Raw genomic sequence first — 19170 nt, 5'->3', positions numbered from 1 at the left:
GGCATCGGATATGGTCAGATCGGGCATGCTCCGCTGGCACACTGCAGATGCGCCCAGTCGACAACTTCCTGTGCGGCCTCGTCATGGATCGCATCCGCGATCGCGGCGAAGCGGGCGGCGGAGACTTCCTCTTCCGGTAGATACTCGTAGCCCAGTTCAGCGTCCGGCCTGCTCGGCAGCACCGAGCAGCAGCGCACGTGTGGCTGCTCGCGGGCAACGATGTCGCGAAAGGCCTGCAGGTCGAACCGGTCGGTATAGACCTTCAGCGTGTAGGACACCTGATTGCCCTGTTCGGCGCCGATCCAGTGGCGCTCCAGCAGGCGCAGCCACGCATATTGCTCCTCCGGCGTGGCATCCGGCGCGGTCACCAGCGCATCGCCGAGACCCAGGCGCTGGATCAGCGACACGGTCGGGAAACCGACGATGCTCATGCCGGGGAACGACTGCAGGGTGCGGACCGGATAGCCTCGCTGCTCGTATTCCGGGAGCAGCGGATCGGTGCCGGGCAGCCAGTCCTCGCCGGCGTCGCGTGTGCCGCGGAACTGCACCCAGCGGAGATACTGGCGGCGAGCGGGCAGGTGCGCACCCTCGGTCAGCCCGAACAGCTTCGAGGTGGTTCCCGCCGGTTTCACCGTGGTCACCGTGGTCGGGCGTGCCGTGCCGAGTTCGTCGGCATACGCGTTGGCCTCGTTCTTCGCGTCCTGCGAAAGCCGGTCCAGCATGCTCCAGAACGGTGCGGAAAGCGTCTCGTCGAGCAGGTCGCGGAAACCTAGGCCGAACCGCATCCAGGCCCACTCGTGCAGGCCGGTCGGGCCGATGCCGATCCGGTTGGTGCGCGCGACCTCCTGGGCATACAGCGCATCCATGCTGTTCGCCCGCAGCAGGAAGCGCACGCCGAGCCGTACGGAGTCGGCCACGCGCTGGTCCCACAGCGCCGCATCCTCGTCGGACGGGGAGCCTGGCATGAACGAGCCGAGTTCGACCGGGCAGGCGAGCAGCGGCGCGAAATCGGCGATGACGCAGTAACCGCCGGTGACGTGCAGTGTGATCTCGCCGCAGGGATTGGTGGTCACCGGGAACCGGGCCTGGCTGGCACGCTTCGACAGGTCCGCGAGCAGTCCGGACGCGATATCGACCTGATAGCGCGCCGAACGGAAATCGCGGCCGTCGGTGAAGATCGGCTTGTTCCAGGCAGCACCGGTTCGGTGGTCCTCGAGCAGGTCACCGTTGATGAAGCCGGGCTCGCCGTTGACGTAGGCGCAGCGGGTGACCTCGTCGAACACCAGGCGGGCGTGGGCGGCAAGCTCGCCATCCTCGGCCCGGTTCTGCAGCGCCCAGAAGGTGCGGTCGACCATGACGGAATGGTTCGCCGTCCACAGGCCGCCCTCGGACTTGGAGCGGATGAACCGCAGCACGCCCGGGTCGCGCCAGGATTTGGTCGCCATCCGCGCGGCGCGACGGGCGCCACCGACCTGAACCTCGACGGAGAGGTAATGATCGACCAGCAGCGCCTGCTCCCAGAGCTCGAGCGGGTCGGCGGATGCGGCGCGCAGGCGGGCCGGCTCGATCACGTGGCGGCGGATGTTGATGAGGCCGCGGAGCAGGGAGATCGGACCGGAGGCCGGGCGGCCCTGCATGCCGGCGATCGGGCTGCCGGCGGGACGGATCACCGACAGGTCGAGCAGCAGGCAGCCATCGCGCTCGCCGCGGAAGGCCATAGCCTCCAGGATCTCGACCGCCTTCGCCCAGCCTTCGCGGCTGTCGTCGATCAGGTGATGCACGGCATGCGCCGGCGCGTCGGTCGGGCTGGCCAGCAGGCACTCGTTCAGCGAGGCCCGGACCAGGGCCTCGGCCACGGCATCGAACCGGTCGAGCGTCGTGCCCCAGGGCAGGAGTTGCATCTCGACGCCGAAGCGGTGCAGCCCGGCGCGGTCGCGTGGGAAATCCGGGTGATCGGGCGACATGTGCAGCAGCATGGTCGGCGCATCGGCCCAATCCACCGCGCAGAGCTCGTCATCATAGGCACGGCCGACGCCGGATCCGTTCAGCAGCAGGTAGAACTTGGCGAACGAACTGATTGCAGTGGCGCAGTTGGTAAACAGCTCGAGGTTGCGGTCCCGCTGTGCGGCGTCTCCATGCTGGAGATGCCGGCCAGAGGTCAGCAGGGCCCCGGTCGCGATCGCATTCCGCAATTGCGCCCGTTCGGCCGTTCCAGTGTCGGCCACCAGCAGCGTGTTGCCGAGGGCGACCCGGTCGGCGACGTTCCCGAAGCTCTCATGGTCTTCCGGCCTGAAGACGGTCCGGCGGCCCACCGCCTCGCCCATGCCGCGATCGAGCGGACGCCCGGCGAGGGGCGCAATTCCGAACGCCCCGGCGAGCCGGTCCGTATGGCCCAGCAGGCTCCCGGACGTGCAGGATTGGGGCCAAACATGTCCGTCCATGGGAAACTCTCCGAGGGTCGCAAGGCAGTAGAACCACGAGCGCATCGGCGCGACTCGCACTCCTATATCTAGCTGCTCATGCGAGCCATATCCACTAGATCTTGTTAAAAACGCCGTAAAACCTACTCACAGATACGTCGGTCCGGTGGACATTCCAAGCTAAGCTTTTGGGATTTAAGCTTTGTTCTGGCGAGCGGAATCAGATGATCCACAGCCTATGGACATGCGGCGCCGATCCGTCCGAGCGATCTGGCCTCGCCCGAGGAACGCCTGCCGGAGGTGTGGCGATCGGTCCGCCCGAGGCGGCCTGACACGCCTCCTCCATGCTTGTGCTCGAGCTTGATAGACATCTGCCGAGGCAGCACCGCCGAATGCGCCAGGTGGACGTGTCAGGCTGCGCGTGCAGTCTCGATTGCTTGTTGGCCGGGCAAGGCCCCGACTCGCCAAGACTTTCTTCCAGCATGTTTCGGGGTTCGAGAGGCAGCACCGCGGGTCGTCGGGTAACAACTCCTGGTTGCTGCCGATTATGACGGCCAAATGCTGCAAGGCAGTCATGGCATCACGGCCATGGTCATCAGCCGGAAGCAACGAGTGCGTATGCCGGGTGAAACTGGGCATAGCTGGACCCGGCCAGTTCAGTATCGCGAGCCAATGGCTTGTTGCACCACCGAATGGCCGGTCTCGCCATCTTCGGCGCGCGGTTCAGGATAGCGGCCAACCAGATCCGAAAAAGGTTAGCCCTTACAACGAGTTGTGACAGAAGCGGGTATGGCATTCCCTTTGCTACAGCTTTGCCGCTCGAGATGCATGGAGAACGCGGTGACTTTGGTGCCAACGGCCCGGCCAGAAATTGGACAGGCGTGTCGCCCGTCGAGATCAAGAAAGCTCAGTCTCCACAGGGCCGGCATCTTCGCTGTCTGGATGCTCGGTGCCACCGTTTCGGCGCAGGCCTCCGACCACCGCGTTCCTCCGCTGATGCGGTTCGCCAACGCGTCAGACAAGCTTGTCGCCTTCGTCGCCTACGGTGCGCTCTGGACGACACCGGTTTCCGGCGGCCCGGCTTTGCGGCTGACCCACGATCCCGGCGACGTCTATTTCCCCCGCTTCTCCCCGGATGGCCGCTGGATAGCCTTCACGGCCCGAAGGGCAGGCACCAGCGACGTCTATATCATTCCCGCATCCGGGGGAGCTGAAAGACGCCTGACGTTCATCGCATCGAGCGCGGTCAGCGATGCCGAGCTCGTCGCGTGGACACCGGACTCGCGCCGCATCGTATTCCTGTCGTCGAGCCGATCGTCATCGCAGAAGATCGTGCGCGCCTATTCGGTCCCGATCGAGGGCGGATGGCCACAACCATTACCCCTGGATCATTCCGGCCTCCTCTCATACGGCCCCGGCGGACATTCCATCGCGTTCAACAGGGTCTTTCGTAATGACGCTCTTCCGAAACGATATCTCGGAGGCCAACAGCAGGATATCTTCACCTACGATTTCGACAGCAAGCGGCTGAGCCGGATTACCAACTGGAAGGGCACCGACACCGCTCCGATGTGGTTCGGCAACACGATCTACTTCCTGTCCGATCGCGGGGCCGGCTTCCGCATGAACATCTGGGCCTACGATACCGCCACGAAGCTGGTCAGGCAGATCACCCATTTCGGTACGTTCGATGTAGACTCGCCGTCCCTCGGCGGCCGGACCATCACCTTCCAGGAGGGCGGGCTGCTGTATGCGGTGGACCTGCCATCGGAAACGCTCCGGCGGCTGGTGGTGGACGTGCCCGACGACGGCGTCCGCACCTCGCCCCGCATGGTGTCGGCTGGAAGCACCGTAAGGGTGGTCGATGCGATGCACGGGATCGATTACGATCTGTCGCCCGACGGCACCGAGTTGGCGCTCTCCGCACGGGGCGACCTGTTCGGACTGCGCGCCGGCACGGGTTGGCGGAACCTCACCGCGACGCCGGGAGCCGATGAGGATCACCCATCCTGGTCACCGGATGGACACCGGATCGCCTACGAGACCGATGCCGACGGAGAACAACAGCTCGCACTCCGGCCAAGTGAAGGTGGTCCGGAGAGACTGCTGACGCATTTCGCATCCGGCACCCTCTACACGCCGACCTGGTCCCCGGATGAAACGCAGCTGTTGGTCGCCAATGCCGCGCACGAGCTGTGGCTGGTTCCCGTCGATGGCGGCTCGCCGCGACGGATCGCACAGGATCCCGAGGCCGAGATCCGGGATGCGACGTTCTCTCCCGACGGACAGTGGGTGGCCTACAGCACGATGCGATCCAACCGGCAGCGTGCGATCCATCTGCAGGCGTTGGCTACCGGACAGGATACGATCGTGAGCTCTCCGATGGAGAGCGATCGCATGCCGCGCTTCTCCGCGGACGGCCGCGTGCTGTTCTTCGTGTCGCAACGCAACGAGCAGCCGCTGGTCTCGGACCGTGACGAGGAGACCATCATCGCCACCGTCAACTCGGACGGTCTGTATGCAGCCACGCTCGACGCCGGTGACCCGTCGCCGCTGCAACCGGTCGCGCCGCGTCCGGCGTCGCCGGCGCCTTTTCACATGGAGCTGACGGGCCTGATGGGACGCGCCGTGGCACTTCCTGTCGTGCCTTCGGTGATCGGGAGCCTGGAGGTCAGGGGCGACCGACTCTTCTACGAGACCAAGCCCCCGCAACTGATCGACGGCGACCTGCCGGGACAGGATTCGCAGTTCCATGTTTTCAATCTGTCGACACGCATCGACCGGATCGTCTCGCGCGGGCTCGATAGTCACAGCCTTGCCGCAGGAGGCGGCGCGGTTGCTGTCCGCCGCGACGGCGGCTGGCATATCGTCGGAACCGGCCTGACCCCAGGCGAGGAGGTCGCGCTGGATCCGTCCGTGCTGCAGGTGACTATCGATCCGCGGCAGGAATGGACTGAGATGTTGCGGAATGCGTGGCGGCTCGACCGCGACGTGTTCTTCAGCAGGGTTATGAACGGCACGAACTGGCAGGCGGTGCGGGATGCCTACGCGACGTTGCTTCCCCATCTCGGCTCCAAGGACGATTTCCTCTATCTGCTCGGACAGATGCAGGGCGAACTCGCCAGTTCCCATACCTTCCTGCTCGCCGGGTCGCGCCTCGATACGCGTCAGCCGATACGGACCGGCTTGCTGGGAGTTGACTACGTTCTCGACGCTGTATCCGGCCGATACCGGTTCGGCCGGATCCTCACCGGCGACAACAGCCGCGACGAGTTCCGCAGCCCGCTGACCGAGCCTGGCCTCGATCTGCATGATGGCGATTTCCTGCTGGCGGTGAACGGCCGCGAACTGAGGGCGCCGGACAATCCGGATGCCTTTCTGGCCGGCTCGTTGCAGCAGGCGTCCATTACCGTTGCGTCTTCCGCAGGCGGCCCACGGCGCACGCTGCAGGTCATGCCGCTCGGCAGCGAGATCACGTTGCGCGGCTTCGACCAGATGCTGCGGAACCGCGCACGTGTCGACCGGCTGTCGCACGGGCGCATCGGCTACGTGCTGCTCAGCGACTTCGATGGAGAAGGCTGGGGGGAGTTCGTCCGGCAATATTACCCGCAGGCCTGCAAGGATGGACTGGTCATCGACGTGCGCTGGAACCTGGGTGGCTTCACCAGCCAGGCGGTGCTCGACGTGCTTCGGCGTTCTCTCGCGGGGGTCTTCGTCAACCGGGAACGCGCGGTCTCGACCCTGCCGGTCGTCGTGCCGCCGCGCACCATGGTGACATTGCTGAACTGGGGTTCGGGATCGGACGGGGACCAGTTTCCCTATTACTTTCGCCAGTATGGTCTTGGCCCTCTGGTCGGTACGCGAAGCTGGGGCGGCGTACAGGGAATCAACCGGCCATGGTCGCTGATGGATGGCACCGCGATGACGATCCCGAAGGATGCCCTTGCCGATCCGACCGGTCACTGGATCATCGAGAATACGGGCGTCGCCCCCGACACCGAGGTCGATGACCGGCCTGACGAGGGCGTCAGCGGACAGGATATCCAGCTGGACACCGCGGTCGCGGTCGCTCTCGGGCGGCTCGCCACGCACCCGCCGACCAAAGGAATCGCGCCGGCGGAGTTGCCTGCCTATCCGCTGGCGGGAGAGGTGCCGGGCGCTTCATTCAGCCAGGCACCGAACCGATAGAGGTGCCACGCGGCAGCGGTATCCGGTTCCGGCGCAGGCCGGTCGGAAGCCCGGCCTGTTAGGTGTGCCTGGCCGATCCCGTCTAACGTCGGGCCTCCACAACATCGGTTCGCGCTGATCATGCCCACCCCCCGGATCGGCTCGCTCGGCCTGCTCCTGCCCTACATGCGGCCGTACGTCTGGCGCAGTGTCGGGGCGACGGCGGCACTGATGGTTGCGGCCGGACTGGTGCTGGCCCTCGGGCAGGGGGTGCGGCGGCTGATCGATCTCGGCTTCGCGAGCGGCAGCATGGCGCATCTCGATCGCGCGGCGCTGCTGATGTTCATCGTTGTCGCCGGGCTGGCGGTAGCGACCTTCCTGCGCTTCTACCTGGTGTCGTGGCTGGGCGAGCGGATCGCCGCCGACCTGCGGCGCGACCTGTTCGAGCGGGTGATCTCGCTGTCGCCCTCGTTCTTCGAGACCGCAAGGACCGGCGACATCCTGACGCGCCTCACCGCCGACATCTCGGTGCTGCAGGCCTTGATCGGCTCGGCCATGTCACAATGGCTGCGCAACGCGATCCTGCTGGTCGGTTCGCTGGCGATGCTGCTGGTGACCAGCCCCAAGCTCGCCTGCCTGATCATGCTGGTGGTGCCGCTGGTGCTGCTGCCGCTGGTGCTGTTCGGGCGGCGCGAACGCCGGCTGTCCCGTTCGGCGCAGGACCGTATCGCCGACCTTGGCGCCTATGCCGAGGAAACCATCAACGCGCTCCGCACCGTGCAGGCCTTCACCCACGAGCCGATCGACCGCGCCCGGTTCGGGGTCGAGATCGAGCGCTCGGTCGCTGCCGCCGTGCAGCGGATCCGTACGCGGGCGACGCTGATCTTCGCGGTGATCCTGCTCGGTTTCGGGGCAATCGTGTTCAGCCTGTGGGTCGGCGGCCGCGACGTGATCGCCGGGCGGCTCAGTGGCGGGGACCTCTCCGCCTTCATCTTCTATGCCGTGCTGCTGGCCAGTTCCGGCGCGCAGATGAGCGAGCTCTGGGGGGAATTGCAGCGAGCCGGAGGCGCCGCGGACCGCCTGCGCGAACTGCTCGCCGAGCGTCCCTCCATCACGGCACCCGCCCGCCCGGAGCAACTGCCGGCGAAGCCCGAGGGCCGGGTCAGCTTCCAGGATATCACCTTCCGTTATCCTGCCCGTCCGGATACCGCGTCATTGTCGAGTTTCTCGCTGGAGATGGCGCCGGGTGAAACCGTGGCACTGGTCGGTCCCTCGGGTGCCGGCAAGACGACCGTGCTGCAACTGCTGCTCCGCTTCTACGATCCGGCCGAGGGCGTTATCCGGCTGGACGGGGTGGATATCTCGCAGCTGTCGCCCGCCGACCTGCGCGGCCGGATCGGCATCGTGCCGCAGGATCCGGTGATCTTCAGCACCACCGCGATGGAGAACATCCGCTACGGCCGCCCCGGCGCCACCGATGCCGAGGTGCGTGCTGCCGGCCATGCCGCGCATGCCGACTTTCTCGAGGATCTGCCCGAGGGATACCACACGTTCCTCGGCGAGAAGGGCGTCCGCCTGTCGGGCGGCCAGCGCCAGCGCGTCGCCATCGCCCGTGCGATCCTGCGCGATCCGCCGGTATTGCTGCTGGACGAGGCGACCAGTGCGCTGGATGCCGAATCGGAACAGGCCGTGCAGGCGGCGCTCGTGACCCTGTCCCGCAACCGCACCACGCTGGTGGTCGCCCACCGGCTGGCCACGGTCCGCAATGCCGACCGGATCGTGGTGATCGAGGCCGGCCGCGTGGTCGCCACCGGCACCCATGACAGCCTCATCCGCGACGGCGGCATCTACGCGCGGCTGGCCGGGCTGCAGTTCCTCCAGGCGAGTTGAGCCCGCTGGTTCAGCGCATACGCACCGCGGTGCTCGGCGTCGTAGCCGGGTTTGCCAGCGGCGACTTGACCGAATGCAGCCAGCGCGGACCGAATGCGCCTGCACCCCCGATCGAGAGGCCGGCGATCGCGGCGCCTGCGAGCCAGAGCCGGCGGCGATTGCCGACATGACCACGGGATCGGGTATTGGGCGTGAACTCGCCACTTACGAGAAGATCGAGATGACCGGTCATCTTTTAAATTCCGAAAAAAAGGGCAGCCCGGGCGGGCGGATTAGCGCAGGAGCTGCGTGAACAGCACATCGATGAACTGCCGGAGCGGGCGTTCGCCCTTCTCGATCCGGGCGCGGAGGACGGCACCTTCCCAGGCATTGAGCACGAACGTCGCCAGCATGCCGGCATCCACCGATGGCCGGAGCTCGCCGGCCACCTGGGCTTCGCCGAGACAATCGGCGATCTGGCTGCTCCAGGTCGCGAAGATGGCGGAAAGCTGACTGGCGATCGCCGGACTATGGTCCGAAATCTCGGCGGTCATGTTCGCGGCCAGGCAGCCGCAGGTGTAGTTCTTGGCCGCCAGATCGACGGTTGCCCGTTCGAAATAGTGCCTGAGGCGTTCGAGAGGCGCCAAGCCGGGCTGACCCAGGATCTTGAGCCGGTCGCCTGCATCATCGGACCAGTACTGATCCAACGCGGCTACCCCGAGCGCTTCCTTGCTCTCGAAATGATTGTAGAACGAGCCTTTCGGCACGCCCGCAGCGTCCGTGATGTCCTGGACGCTGGACCCGTGGAAGCCGGACCTGCTGAAGGTCGTGACGCCGGCATCGAGGAGCCGCTCACGGACATTGTGCGTCGGAGATCGAGCCATCGGCGGCAATATGACCGGTCATCTCAAATAATCAAGAGGCGGCTCCGGACGGCCGCTGCAGGATGACCCCATACCATCCAAGCCCGCGATACGTTTCGTAGCCGGGCGTGCGATGGAAGGCGACCATGCCGCCGTCGCTGCCTCGATAGCTCCCGGCCTCCGCGCCCTTCGTCTCGAGCGCCACGATCTCGCTCAGCACTCCGGTCCGGTCGCTCGCAGCCAGGACGCGATGTCCGGCGTCCAGCAACAGGACCCGCGTGCGCCGTTTCTCATGCGGGCCGAGGCGGGCCCCGTTTACGATCGCCTGGGCCTGGGGCGACCAGTCGAAATGGATGCCGAGCACACCGATGATCCGGCCACGCGACGAGCCTGCCTCCCGGATCGCCGCCGCATAGGTCGCGACCAGGGCGCCGTTCAGGCCGGTGCAGGCCGTGACATCCGCCACCGCGAATGTCTCGCCGCTCGCGGCTTTCATCGCCTTGCCGAACCAGCTCTCCCGGGACACGTCCAGCGCCGCGACGCCGGGGAAGCGATCCGGCCTGCCATGCGCCAGGATCCGGCCATCGAGCCCGCAAATCCAGAGATCGAGATAGACCGTGTAGGACGACAGGATCACCTTGAGCCGTTCCCGGGCATGGGAAGCAGCCTCGGCGCCGGGATTGCCCGCCACCGCAACCATCGCCGCGTCCGTCGCCCACCAGCGTACGTCGCAGGACCGTTCGTAGAGGTTGCGATCCATGATCTCGACGGCGTTGAAGGCGAGGTCCACGAGCCGTTCGCCGCGTGTTTCCGCGATCATGCGGGCCCCCACCTCCCTGAGCTCGCCGAGCGAATTGGCCAGCTCCGTCTCCATCTCGGCGGCAAGCCGGCCGACTTCGCTCGAAACCGATCTGACCGCGTCGGCAACGACCGCGAAACCCCTGCCGGCCGGCCCGGCCCGCGCCGCTTCGATGGTAGCGTTCAGGGCCAGGATGCGTGTCCGGACGGTGATCTCGGTAATCGCCCGTCCCTTCGCCGCTGCAATCGAGGCGGCCTCGTCGGCAAGGGCAAGCACCCGCTCCGGCGAACTGTCCATCGGTCTCAACGGCGATTTCGCCGCCTGGCCGCGGGACGGTGAGGCTTCTGGCATGATGACATCCAAGTGCCGCGGTCGGTGACGGCGATCCGGAGGGTTCTAGCGGGCAATCCTTAACGGCTCGTGCATCCGCATCCGGGATCCGGCCGTGTCAGCCGGCGCCGCCGGTGGTGTCCGGCGCCCAATGCAACAGCCGCCGCAGCAGCCTGTCGACCGCCGTCCACAACAGGATGGTCATCATCGCCAGAACCAGAAGGGCTGCGAACATGACGTCGGTCTGGATGCGCGCGTTCGCGTTCAGCATGACGTAGCCGAGCCCGGACGACGCACCCACCCATTCGCCCACCACCGCCCCGATCGGCGCGATCGCGGTCGCCACGCGCAGCCCGGAGCCGAACGCGGGCAGGGCGGCCGGAAACCTCACATGCCGCAGGATCGAGAGAGGGCGCGCATTCATCGTGCGCGCCAGGTCGATCCAGCCCTGGTCGGTCCGTCGCAGACCGTCCGACAGCGACGCGGTGATCGGGAAGAAGATCACCAGCACCGCCATCACCACCTTCGAGCTCATGCCGAAGCCGAACCACAGCACCAGCAGCGGCGCCAGCGCGAACACCGGCACCGCCTGGCTCACCAGCAGCACCGGCATCAGCCAGCGCTGCAGGAAAGGCGAGAACACGATCGCCAGCGCGCACGAGGCTCCCAGCAGCGTGCCGATCAGCAGCCCGAGGACGGTCTCGCTGAAGGTGGTGAACGTGCTCCACATCAGCAGCGTGCGCTGGCTCCACAGAGCGCGGGCGACGGATGCGGGGTCGGGCAGCAGGTACGATGGGATCGCCGCACCCCGGCTGACGATCCACCAGACCAGGACCAGCACCGCCAGCGTGACCATCGGCCGGCCGGCGTTCGCCAACCGGCTCATCCTGCCGACGCCTCGGTCAGTGCGCGCATCAGGCGACCCTGCGTGCGCAGCAACTCGGGATCGTCGAGCGCGCGCGGGACCGGGCCGTCGATCGAGATCGGCGCCCCGAGCGTCGCCGGCTGGCCGGACAGCACCACCAGATGGTGGCCGAGCCTGCATGCCTCCAGCGGATCGTGGGTGATCAGCAGCACGGTGCGGCCGACCAGCAGCTCGGCTGCGAGATCCTGCACGCGGGTGCGGGTGAGCGTGTCCAGGGCGGAGAACGGCTCATCCATCAGCACGATCGGCCGATCCTCGTACAGGGTGCGCGCGATCGCCGCGCGCTGGCGCATGCCGCCGGACAGTTCGGACGGCAACGCGCGGGCGCGGTCCGCCAGCCCGACCCGTTCCAGCAGGTGCAGCGCCCGGTCCGGGTCGCGTGGCTCGCCGCGCAGGTGCGACCCGAGCATGACGTTCCGGAGCACGGTCAGCCAGGGATACAGCAGGTCCTGTTGCGCCATGTAGGCGATCCGGCCAGCCAGCCCGAGCCCGTCGGTAGCGACGACGCGACCGGTCTCCGGCCTGGCCAGGCCGGCGGCGATCCGCAGCAGGCTGCTCTTGCCGACGCCGCTGGCGCCCAGCAGCACCACGAACTCGCCGCCGCGTATCACTAGGTCCAGATCGCTGAAAATGACCCACCCGCCGTAATGCAGGCTCAGCCGCTCGAACAGTAGTCCGGGCAGTTTCGGCTCGGCTGTCGCCGTCCGATGTTCAGGCGCAATCACCGATGCAGGCATACGGCCAGGATAGCGGGGGTCGCGCGCCCAGACCAAATTCCATACTTTGCTCCGGTCATCGCGGGCCCTCGTCGGTCGCGAGCAGGAGGAAAGACGCATGGTCTGGAGTGCCGAGACGGCGATGCCGAGCATCACCCAGGGCCTGTTCGGCCGGCTGCGCCGGGAAGCCGGCGCCGAATGGGAGGCCTATATCGACCATCCGTTCGTGCGCGGCCTGGCCGACGGCACTCTCGAGCCGGAGCGTTTCAGGCGCTACCTGGTGCAGGATTATCTCTACCTTCTGCAGTATGCGCGCTGCTACGCACTGGCGATTTACAAAAGCGATACGCTGGAGGGCATGCGCACCGCGTCCGGTATCGTCGCAGGCCTGCTGCTGGGCGAGCTTACTATCCACGTATCCTATTGCGCCCAGTGGGGCCTCGACGAGGCGGCGCTTCAGGCCGAGCCGCAGTCGCTCGAACTGCTGGCCTATTCGGGTTTCCTGCTGGACCGCGCCCAGGCCGGAGACCTGCTCGACCTGATGGTGGTGCTGTCCGCTTGCTTGGTCGGCTACGGCGAGATCGGCTCGCGCATCGCGGCCGACCCCGCGACCAGACGCGATGGCAACCCGTATTACGACTGGATCCAGACCTATTCCGGAGCGGCCTATCACGGGCTGGTTCGTGATGGACTTGCACGGCTGGAGTCGCTTGGCGCCACCCGCGGTGCCGCCGATCGCTTCCCGCTACTGCTCCGCGATTTCCGGACCGCCGTTCGGCTGGAGACCGCGTTCTGGGACGCCGGCAGCCGCTAGGCGGGGCTCTTGAGATCAGGGCCTGCCTCGGAAGCGGTCGGCTTGCCGAAGCGTATTGCCGGAGCCGCTCGTCTCCCTGACGCCGAGCGCATAAACGCAGGGCTTTGCAGCCATCGTGGCCGCTCAGTTCGGTTCGAACTGGGTTCTTCATCATCACGTTTCGGCCAGATGAACCGCCGCGGCCCGAGTGCGGCAATGTTGCAACAACCAGGTGCCGTGTTCCGTGCGACCGGCCAAAGCGGCGGACGACGCGGCTTCGACCTGTCACAACATGGGGGTTCACCAGCTGCGGCAGTATACGATCCGGAACGCTGCCCTGGGAGAGAGACTATGATCGAGACCAGCACGATGCCCGCGTGCCGCCGTGATGCTGCGGTTAGAAGCGGCTCCAGAGCCATCGAAGCAGCAGCAAGCGGTCTGGCCCTGTTGATCGCGCTCGCGGCTGCTCCTGCAGGGGCGCAGACCTCCCTCAACCCGAGTGCCCGCGTCTCGACGCCGCTTGGGGTCGCCTTGCCGGCCAGCGTCACCGCGGTACCTCCGTTGCCGGCTCCGGAAGCGCTGTTCGGCGACATGTTCGGGACCGGTGAGCTGCGCAAGGCGGGCATCGACCTCCTGCTCGACGACACCAACGAGTTTTCCGGCATCGTCTCCGGTCCGCGCAAGGGCTCGACCAACGCCGGACAGTATGCGTTCGAGACCGATATCGATTGGCAGCGCCTGGCGGGGCTGTCCGGTTTCTCGACGCATAGCGTCGTTGTCGGCCGCTACGGCATTCCGGCCAGCCGGATCTTCGGCGACAATCTCAACCCCAGCCAGGAGATCTATGGCGCTGGCGGCAACGTGGCGGTGCATCTTGTTTATGCATACGGCGAGGAGACGCTGGCCGGAGGGCGCTTCGACATCACCGCTGGCCGCATCCCGTTCCTGAACGACTTCTCAGCGTCGCCGCTCTACTGCAACTTCATGAACAACTCGTTCTGCGGTAACCCCAAGGCATCGTCGGACAACACTGCTCATTCGTCCTATCCGGATGGCGGTTGGGCGACCCGGGTGCGGGTGCGTCCGACCAAGAGTACCTATATCCAGACGGGTATCTTCTTTACCGAGGCCAACATCTACAGTGCCACCAATGGTTTCCGCTCGGGCTTCCGGTTCAGCTCAGCACAGATCAACGGTGAGGCATTTCCGGTTGAAGTCGGCTACGAACCGATGTTCGGGCCAGACAAGCTGCCGGGCCATTACAAGCTCGGTTTCGCCTATGACAACCAGAACCACAAGGACGGCTTTTTCGACGTCAATGGCAGTGCACTCGGTCAGACCGGACTGCCGCCGCGCCAGCGTAAAGGCACCACGGCGGCCTGGGTGCTGGTCGACCAGATGCTGCTGCGCAACGGGCCGGGCAATACCAACGGCCTGATCGTGCTGGGCGGCTTCTACCACAACGACCCGTCCACTTCGACGCGCAACGACCAGTACGAAGTCGCCCTGCTCGACCAGGGCTTCTGGAAGGCGCGACCGAAGGACTTGGTCGGGGTCGCGTTCAATTACCTGCAGGTATCGAATGCGCTGACCCGGACCGAGGAGTTGCAGCAGGAACTCGGCCTGCCCATTACCGGCAATGGCGGGCAGTTCTATAATGACAGCACGCCCGGCATCCAGAGCCACACCATGGATATCGAGGCGACCTACCAGATCCACGTGATGCGCGGCGTCACCTTCGCGCCCGATTTCCAGTATTTCATCCGTCCGAATGCGCAGACGAACCTGCATGATGCGGCTCTGCTTGGCTTCAAAACCCATATCGAGTTGTTCTGAGAACGCCGACCCGGCGCGAAAAGGCGCGCCGGATTACCAGCTGCCCAGTGTTGATGGCTGCATCCTCTTTTCACCGACGACATCATGAACCGTCAATTTCTTGCAGTCGGGAACGCCAATCCGCGGAAGGCAGCCAGCAGCGGCGTTCTGGTCGGATCGGGCCTCTACATGCCGTCGGAAACGGCGCGCGTACAGGCGGCGCGACTGGGTCGACGACGGCGTCCGGACACGCAACTTCGAGCGGCGCCTACCGCGTCGGCGTGTTCCGTGCGGTCTGCACCAGCTTCAGGACCAGCGGCGTGATCCGGTGCACGATGATCGCCACGCCGGCGGGTGCCGGATGCATCCCGTCCGCCTGGTTCAGCCCATGCTTGCCGGCCACGTCCTGCAGAAAGAACGGGTCGTAGAGCAGCCCGGGCCGGCGTGACAGCCGATCGAACACCTCGCGGAATGCCCGGCCGTACGGCGCCCCGAGATTGGGCGGCGCGAACATCCCGCTGAACAGGACCGGGATATGTAGTGCTGCCAGCCGGTCCAGGATCGCGCCAAGGTTATGCTCCATCTGGCCCGGATCGAGCCCACGCAGGCCATCGTTGGCGCCGAGCTCGACGATCGCCGCGTCCGGGTGATCGCCGAGAGCCCAGTCCAGCCGGGCCAGCCCGCCGGCGCTGGTGTCGCCCGACACGCCGGCATCCAGCAGCGTCGCATGCGCGCCCGCCTGGTCGAGGGCCGCCTGCAGGCGTGCCACGAAGCCCTGGTCGTGCGGCAGTCCATAGCCCGCGGTCAGCGAGTCGCCGAGTGCGAGGATCCGGATCGTGCGTTCAGGCTGGGCCACGGCTTCCTGTCCCGCCGGAGCAGCCGACGTGCCGGAACCGGCCGCGAGCCCATGCGGTATCCACAGCATGATCGCCAACACGGATGCGCCAATCAGCGGCCACAGGTGACGCGCTCTCTTGGTGCAGCGCGACATGCGGCCATATGGAACCTTCATGGATGGACATACGCCCCAACGTGACCGATCGGCGCCTTCCCGGGACGATCGCCCGGCTCTCGTAGAGGCGCGCGACCTCTGGCTGACGGTGCAGTCCCGTCCGGTCGCCGTCAACGCGGGGTGGCGCCGGGCGTTGCGGCTGCAACGTGCGCCCGCTCCCACAGTTGGCGAGCGTTCTCCCGATGCCCTGGACATCGTGCGCGGCATGTCGCTGGCCGTGGCGGCCGGAGAGTCGGTCGGGATCGTCGGGCCGTCCGGCTCCGGCAAGACCAGCCTGCTCATGCTTCTCGCCGGGCTCGAGCGTCCGACGCGGGGCCATGTGCTGGTCGATGGAATCGACCTCGCCAGCCTGAACGAGGACGAGCGGGCCCGCTTTCGCGGCCGGCGGATCGGCATCGTGTTCCAGTCCTTCCACTTGATCCCGACCATGACCGCCCTCGAGAACGTCGCGGTGCCGCTGGAACTCGCAGGCCGGGAGGGCGCCTTCGAAACCGCCGAGGCCGCGTTGCGCCAGGTCGGCCTCGGCCACCGCCTCGGACATCTGCCTGGCCAGCTGTCCGGCGGTGAGCAGCAGCGGGTAGCGCTGGCCCGCGCCTTCGCGCCACGGCCGGCCCTGCTGCTGGCCGACGAGCCGACCGGTAACCTGGATGTGCGCACCGGCGAGAGCGTGCAGGCGCTGCTGTTCGAACTGCAGCGCCAGCAGGGCACCGCCCTCCTGCTGATCACCCACGATCCCGCCCTGGCGGCGCGCTGCGATCGCCAGCTCGTCGTCTCGGATGGACAGCTCCGGGCCGCCGCAGAGGCAACCGCGTGAGCGAGACCCGGCCGCTCGCGACCATGGCGAACGCGACACCGCGCGGGATGACGGCCACCGTCCGCCTGGCGCTGCGCCTGGCGCTGCGCGACTGGCGAGGCGGCACCGGGGTGTTGCGCGGCATGGGCATCGTCCTGCTCTGCCTGGCACTGGGCGTCGCTGCGATCGGCACCATCGGTGGCCTGCGCGATGCGATCCAGTCCGGCGTGGCCGAGCAGCGCCGTGCCATTCTCGGTGGTGACCTGGCGATCGAGAGCAGCGATCCTCTCCCGGCCGAGCTGGCTACGTTCCTGCAGTCCCGGGGCGCGCGCACGTCCGACGTCGTCCGCATGCGCTCCATGCTCTACGGGCCCGCCGGGCGTCGCATGCTGGTCGAGCTGAATGCGGTCGACGCAGCCTATCCGCTGGTGGGGCAGGTGGCCCTTGGCGGCACCGGCCCACTGGCAGGCGCGTTGGCGGGAGCCGGCGGCGAGCCGGGCCTGCTGGCGGACCCGCTGATCATCGACCGCCTCGGCGCCAGCCCCGGTACCCGGCTCCGCCTCGGCGACACGTTCTTCCGCCTTGGCCCGGCTTTGGACCGGCTGCCCGACGCCGGCGGCCAGGCGGCACTGGCGCCGTCCATCCTGATCGCCCGGTCCGCCCTGGCGGCGGCCGGCCTCCAGCGGCCCGGCGCGCTGCTGACGACATCGCTGCGCGTCGTGCTTCCGGACCTGGACCGGGCCGAGACCGCGGCGGCCCGCCTGGCCCGATCGCGTGTTCTGGCACAGGAGGTCGGGACCCGCTTCCCCGGCCAGGCCTGGCACATCCGCGACATCGACGATGCCGCGCCGGCTTTGACCCGTGTCGTCGATCAGGTCGCCTTGTTCATGACGCTGATCGCCCTGGCCGCGCTGCTGCTGGGCGGAATGGGCGTTGCCGCCGGCGTTTCGAGCTGGCTTGAGTCCCGCACCGAGACCATCGCCGTGCTGCGCTCGCTTGGGAGCCCGCCGGTGCTGGCGGTCACGGTGTTCGGCCTCCAGGTCGGCGGACTCTGCGCCGCCGGTATCGTGCTCGGCGCTATCGTCGGGCTCGTGCTGCCACCGATTGCGGTGCAGCTGCTGTCCAGCCTGCTGCCGGTGGCGCCGCAGGGCGGGCTGCAATGGGCACCTGTCGGGCTGGCCTCGATCTTCGGCATCGTCGTCGCCTCCCTGTTCACCCTGGCCCCGCTGTCGCGCGCGATCTCGGTCCCGCCCGCGGTGCTGTTCCGCGGTCCCGCCGGCGGATCGACGGACCGGATCGGACGACGGCCACGGACCGTCGCCGGGCTGGTCGGGCTGTCGGCGCTGCTGGTCCTGCTCGCCGTGCTGACTTCGCCCGACAGGCGGCTCGCGCTCGGCTTCTGCGTCGTGTCGGCGATCGTCCTGGTCGGGTTCAGGCTGGCCGGCTGGGCCCTGACCAGGCTCGCCCGGGCGATCCCGAGGCCCGCTCCGCGTCCGGGTGTGGCGCGTGTCGGGGCGAGGCTGGGCCTGGCGGCACTGAGTCGTCCGGCCGCACCGGCTGCACGACTGCTGCTGGCGCTGGGTGCCGGCCTGACCGTGCTGGCGACCGTCGCGCTGGCCGAGGGCGACCTCAGGGCCGCGGTGCTGGACCAGCTCCCGAAACACGCGCCGTCTTTCTATTTCATCGACCTGCAGCCGGACGAGGTCTCTCGGTTCGACGCGCTGCTCCACGCCATGCCGACGGTCGGCGACGTCCGCGAACTGCCGAGCCTGCGTACCCGCGTGGTGGCGGTGGACGGCGTGCCGGCCGAGGATGTCCAGGCCACAGCCGGTACGCGCTGGGCCTTGCGCGGCGACCATGGCCTGACCATCGCCGGCGCCGCACCGCCCGACACCCATGTCGTCGCCGGGCAGTGGTGGGCACCCGACTATGCCGGGCCGCCGCTGCTGTCGTTCGATGCCGGCCTCGCCAAGGGCTGGGGCGTGCATGTCGGCTCGATCGTCCGGCTGAACGTGCTCGGTCGCGACATCGACCTGAAGGTGGCGAGCCTGCGCGAAATCGCCTGGCGCTCGCTCCAGCTCAACTTCGCCTTCATGGCGTCACCGGGCCTGCTCTCCGCCGCACCGCATACGGTCGTCGCCACGGTCGCCTCGACCGGGCGTCCGGCCGACGACGCCGCGATCCTGACCGCCGTGACCGACGCGCTGCCCAACGTGACCGGTATCCGCGTCGCCGACATCCTGACGCAGCTCGGCGGCCTTGTGCGCAAACTCGCCTTGGCGCTGGCTGCGATCGGCGCCGTGGCCCTGGTGTCGGGCGGGCTGGTTCTGGCTGCGACACTCGCAGCCGCGCAGCGTCAGCGGGTTGCCGAGGCCGCCGTGCTGCGCGTTCTGGGGGCGACGAGCGCCCAGCTTCGTGCCGCCTGGCTGATCGAGTTCGCCATCCTCGGCGCGATCGCCGGCCTCTGCGCGGTCGGGGTCGGTGCGGGCCTGAGCTGGCTTCTGATGCACCTCGTGCTCAAGGCGCCGTGGGCGTTTCTTCCCGGCACCGTCGCCGCCGTGATGGCCCTGGCGATCGTGCTGATGCTCGTGGCCGGCTACCTCGCAACCCGTCGCGGGCTTGCAGCCAGTCCGGCAATCCTATTGCGCCAGGACTGAAGACGGTCTCC

13 protein-coding genes are annotated in these 19170 nt (G+C 67.5%); 6 read left to right on the top strand and 7 right to left on the bottom strand.

Annotation, left to right across the window (positions count from 1 at the left end):
* Positions 1 to 14: 14 nt before the first annotated feature.
* A complete protein-coding gene (locus HN018_RS18020) occupies positions 15 to 2441 on the bottom strand; it encodes a recombinase (RefSeq protein ID WP_239478802.1) in 2427 nt (808 codons plus the stop codon).
* A gap of 921 nt (positions 2442 to 3362) precedes the next feature.
* On the opposite strand from HN018_RS18020, the gene HN018_RS18015 reads away from it, so the two are divergent.
* Together HN018_RS18015 and HN018_RS18010 are read left to right on the top strand one after the other, a co-directional pair.
* Positions 3363 to 6608, top strand: a complete 3246-nt coding sequence (locus HN018_RS18015) for a S41 family peptidase (protein WP_171835295.1) — start codon at positions 3363 to 3365, stop codon at positions 6606 to 6608.
* Positions 6609 to 6728: 120 nt separating this feature from the next.
* Entirely contained in the window at positions 6729 to 8477 is a 1749-nt protein-coding gene (locus HN018_RS18010; protein ID WP_171835294.1) for an ABC transporter transmembrane domain-containing protein, read from the top strand.
* 10 nt (positions 8478 to 8487) lie between these two features.
* On the opposite strand, the gene HN018_RS18005 is transcribed toward HN018_RS18010, so the two are convergent.
* The 5 genes from HN018_RS18005 to HN018_RS17985 all read right to left on the bottom strand — a co-directional run bounded on the left by HN018_RS18005 (position 8488) and on the right by HN018_RS17985 (position 12098).
* Positions 8488 to 8709 carry a hypothetical protein gene (locus tag HN018_RS18005; RefSeq protein WP_171835293.1) on the bottom strand — a complete coding sequence of 74 codons (222 nt, stop codon included), beginning with the start codon at positions 8707 to 8709 and terminating at the stop codon, positions 8488 to 8490.
* Positions 8710 to 8749: 40 nt separating this feature from the next.
* On the bottom strand, positions 8750 to 9340 hold the full coding sequence (locus HN018_RS18000) for a TetR/AcrR family transcriptional regulator (RefSeq protein ID WP_171835292.1): 591 nt from the start codon (positions 9338 to 9340) through the stop codon (positions 8750 to 8752).
* A gap of 31 nt (positions 9341 to 9371) precedes the next feature.
* Positions 9372 to 10469, bottom strand: coding sequence for a methyl-accepting chemotaxis protein (locus HN018_RS17995; protein WP_171835291.1), 1098 nt, complete (start codon positions 10467 to 10469; stop codon positions 9372 to 9374).
* 97 nt (positions 10470 to 10566) lie between these two features.
* Positions 10567 to 11334 carry an ABC transporter permease gene (locus HN018_RS17990; protein ID WP_171835290.1) on the bottom strand — a complete coding sequence of 256 codons (768 nt, stop codon included), beginning with the start codon at positions 11332 to 11334 and terminating at the stop codon, positions 10567 to 10569.
* Entirely contained in the window at positions 11331 to 12098 is a 768-nt protein-coding gene (locus tag HN018_RS17985) for an ABC transporter ATP-binding protein (protein WP_456307001.1), read from the bottom strand. The genes HN018_RS17990 and HN018_RS17985 overlap by 4 nt, the downstream gene beginning before the upstream one ends.
* Positions 12099 to 12207: 109 nt before the next feature.
* On the opposite strand from HN018_RS17985, the gene HN018_RS17980 reads away from it, so the two are divergent.
* Together HN018_RS17980 and HN018_RS17975 are read left to right on the top strand one after the other, a co-directional pair.
* A complete protein-coding gene (locus HN018_RS17980; protein WP_171835288.1) occupies positions 12208 to 12903 on the top strand; it encodes a TenA family protein in 696 nt (231 codons plus the stop codon).
* Between the two features lie 330 nt (positions 12904 to 13233).
* Positions 13234 to 14718 carry a carbohydrate porin gene (locus HN018_RS17975; RefSeq protein WP_171835287.1) on the top strand — a complete coding sequence of 495 codons (1485 nt, stop codon included), beginning with the start codon at positions 13234 to 13236 and terminating at the stop codon, positions 14716 to 14718.
* A gap of 247 nt (positions 14719 to 14965) precedes the next feature.
* Here HN018_RS17975 and HN018_RS17970 read toward each other — a convergent pair whose 3' ends face one another.
* The gene (locus HN018_RS17970; protein WP_239478801.1) at positions 14966 to 15709 is read right to left on the bottom strand and encodes an arylesterase; all 744 of its coding nucleotides are present in this window, start codon (positions 15707 to 15709) and stop codon (positions 14966 to 14968) included.
* On the opposite strand from HN018_RS17970, the gene HN018_RS17965 reads away from it, so the two are divergent.
* Both HN018_RS17965 and HN018_RS17960 read left to right on the top strand, forming a co-directional pair.
* Positions 15708 to 16523, top strand: coding sequence for an ABC transporter ATP-binding protein (locus HN018_RS17965; protein ID WP_171835286.1), 816 nt, complete (start codon positions 15708 to 15710; stop codon positions 16521 to 16523). The two genes, HN018_RS17970 and HN018_RS17965, sit on opposite strands and share 2 nt — an antisense overlap.
* Positions 16520 to 19159 (top strand): ABC transporter permease, encoded by a 2640-nt coding sequence (locus HN018_RS17960; RefSeq protein WP_171835285.1) that lies wholly within the window; start codon positions 16520 to 16522, stop codon positions 19157 to 19159. Before HN018_RS17965 ends, HN018_RS17960 begins: the two co-directional genes overlap by 4 nt.
* Positions 19160 to 19170: the final 11 nt, after the last annotated feature.

The organism is Lichenicola cladoniae (assembly GCF_013201075.1).
Taxonomy (GTDB): Bacteria; Pseudomonadota; Alphaproteobacteria; order Acetobacterales; family Acetobacteraceae; genus Lichenicola; species Lichenicola cladoniae.
The sequence above is the reverse complement of the archived record's forward strand: the minus strand, read 5'-3'. Positions and strand labels throughout refer to the sequence as shown.

What these genes read in the sequence shown, in the direction of transcription:
- HN018_RS18020 (WP_239478802.1), bottom strand. Translation starts at nt 2,441, where the DNA reads ATGGACGGACATGTTTGGCCCCAATCCTGCACGTCCGGGAGCCTGCTG.
- HN018_RS18015 (WP_171835295.1), top strand. Translation starts at nt 3,363, where the DNA reads ATGCTCGGTGCCACCGTTTCGGCGCAGGCCTCCGACCACCGCGTTCCT.
- HN018_RS18010 (WP_171835294.1), top strand. Translation starts at nt 6,729, where the DNA reads ATGCCCACCCCCCGGATCGGCTCGCTCGGCCTGCTCCTGCCCTACATG.
- HN018_RS18005 (WP_171835293.1), bottom strand. Translation starts at nt 8,709, where the DNA reads ATGACCGGTCATCTCGATCTTCTCGTAAGTGGCGAGTTCACGCCCAAT.
- HN018_RS18000 (WP_171835292.1), bottom strand. Translation starts at nt 9,340, where the DNA reads ATGGCTCGATCTCCGACGCACAATGTCCGTGAGCGGCTCCTCGATGCC.
- HN018_RS17995 (WP_171835291.1), bottom strand. Translation starts at nt 10,469, where the DNA reads ATGCCAGAAGCCTCACCGTCCCGCGGCCAGGCGGCGAAATCGCCGTTG.
- HN018_RS17990 (WP_171835290.1), bottom strand. Translation starts at nt 11,334, where the DNA reads ATGAGCCGGTTGGCGAACGCCGGCCGGCCGATGGTCACGCTGGCGGTG.
- HN018_RS17980 (WP_171835288.1), top strand. Translation starts at nt 12,208, where the DNA reads ATGGTCTGGAGTGCCGAGACGGCGATGCCGAGCATCACCCAGGGCCTG.
- HN018_RS17975 (WP_171835287.1), top strand. Translation starts at nt 13,234, where the DNA reads ATGATCGAGACCAGCACGATGCCCGCGTGCCGCCGTGATGCTGCGGTT.
- HN018_RS17965 (WP_171835286.1), top strand. Translation starts at nt 15,708, where the DNA reads ATGGATGGACATACGCCCCAACGTGACCGATCGGCGCCTTCCCGGGAC.
- HN018_RS17970 (WP_239478801.1), bottom strand. Translation starts at nt 15,709, where the DNA reads ATGAAGGTTCCATATGGCCGCATGTCGCGCTGCACCAAGAGAGCGCGT.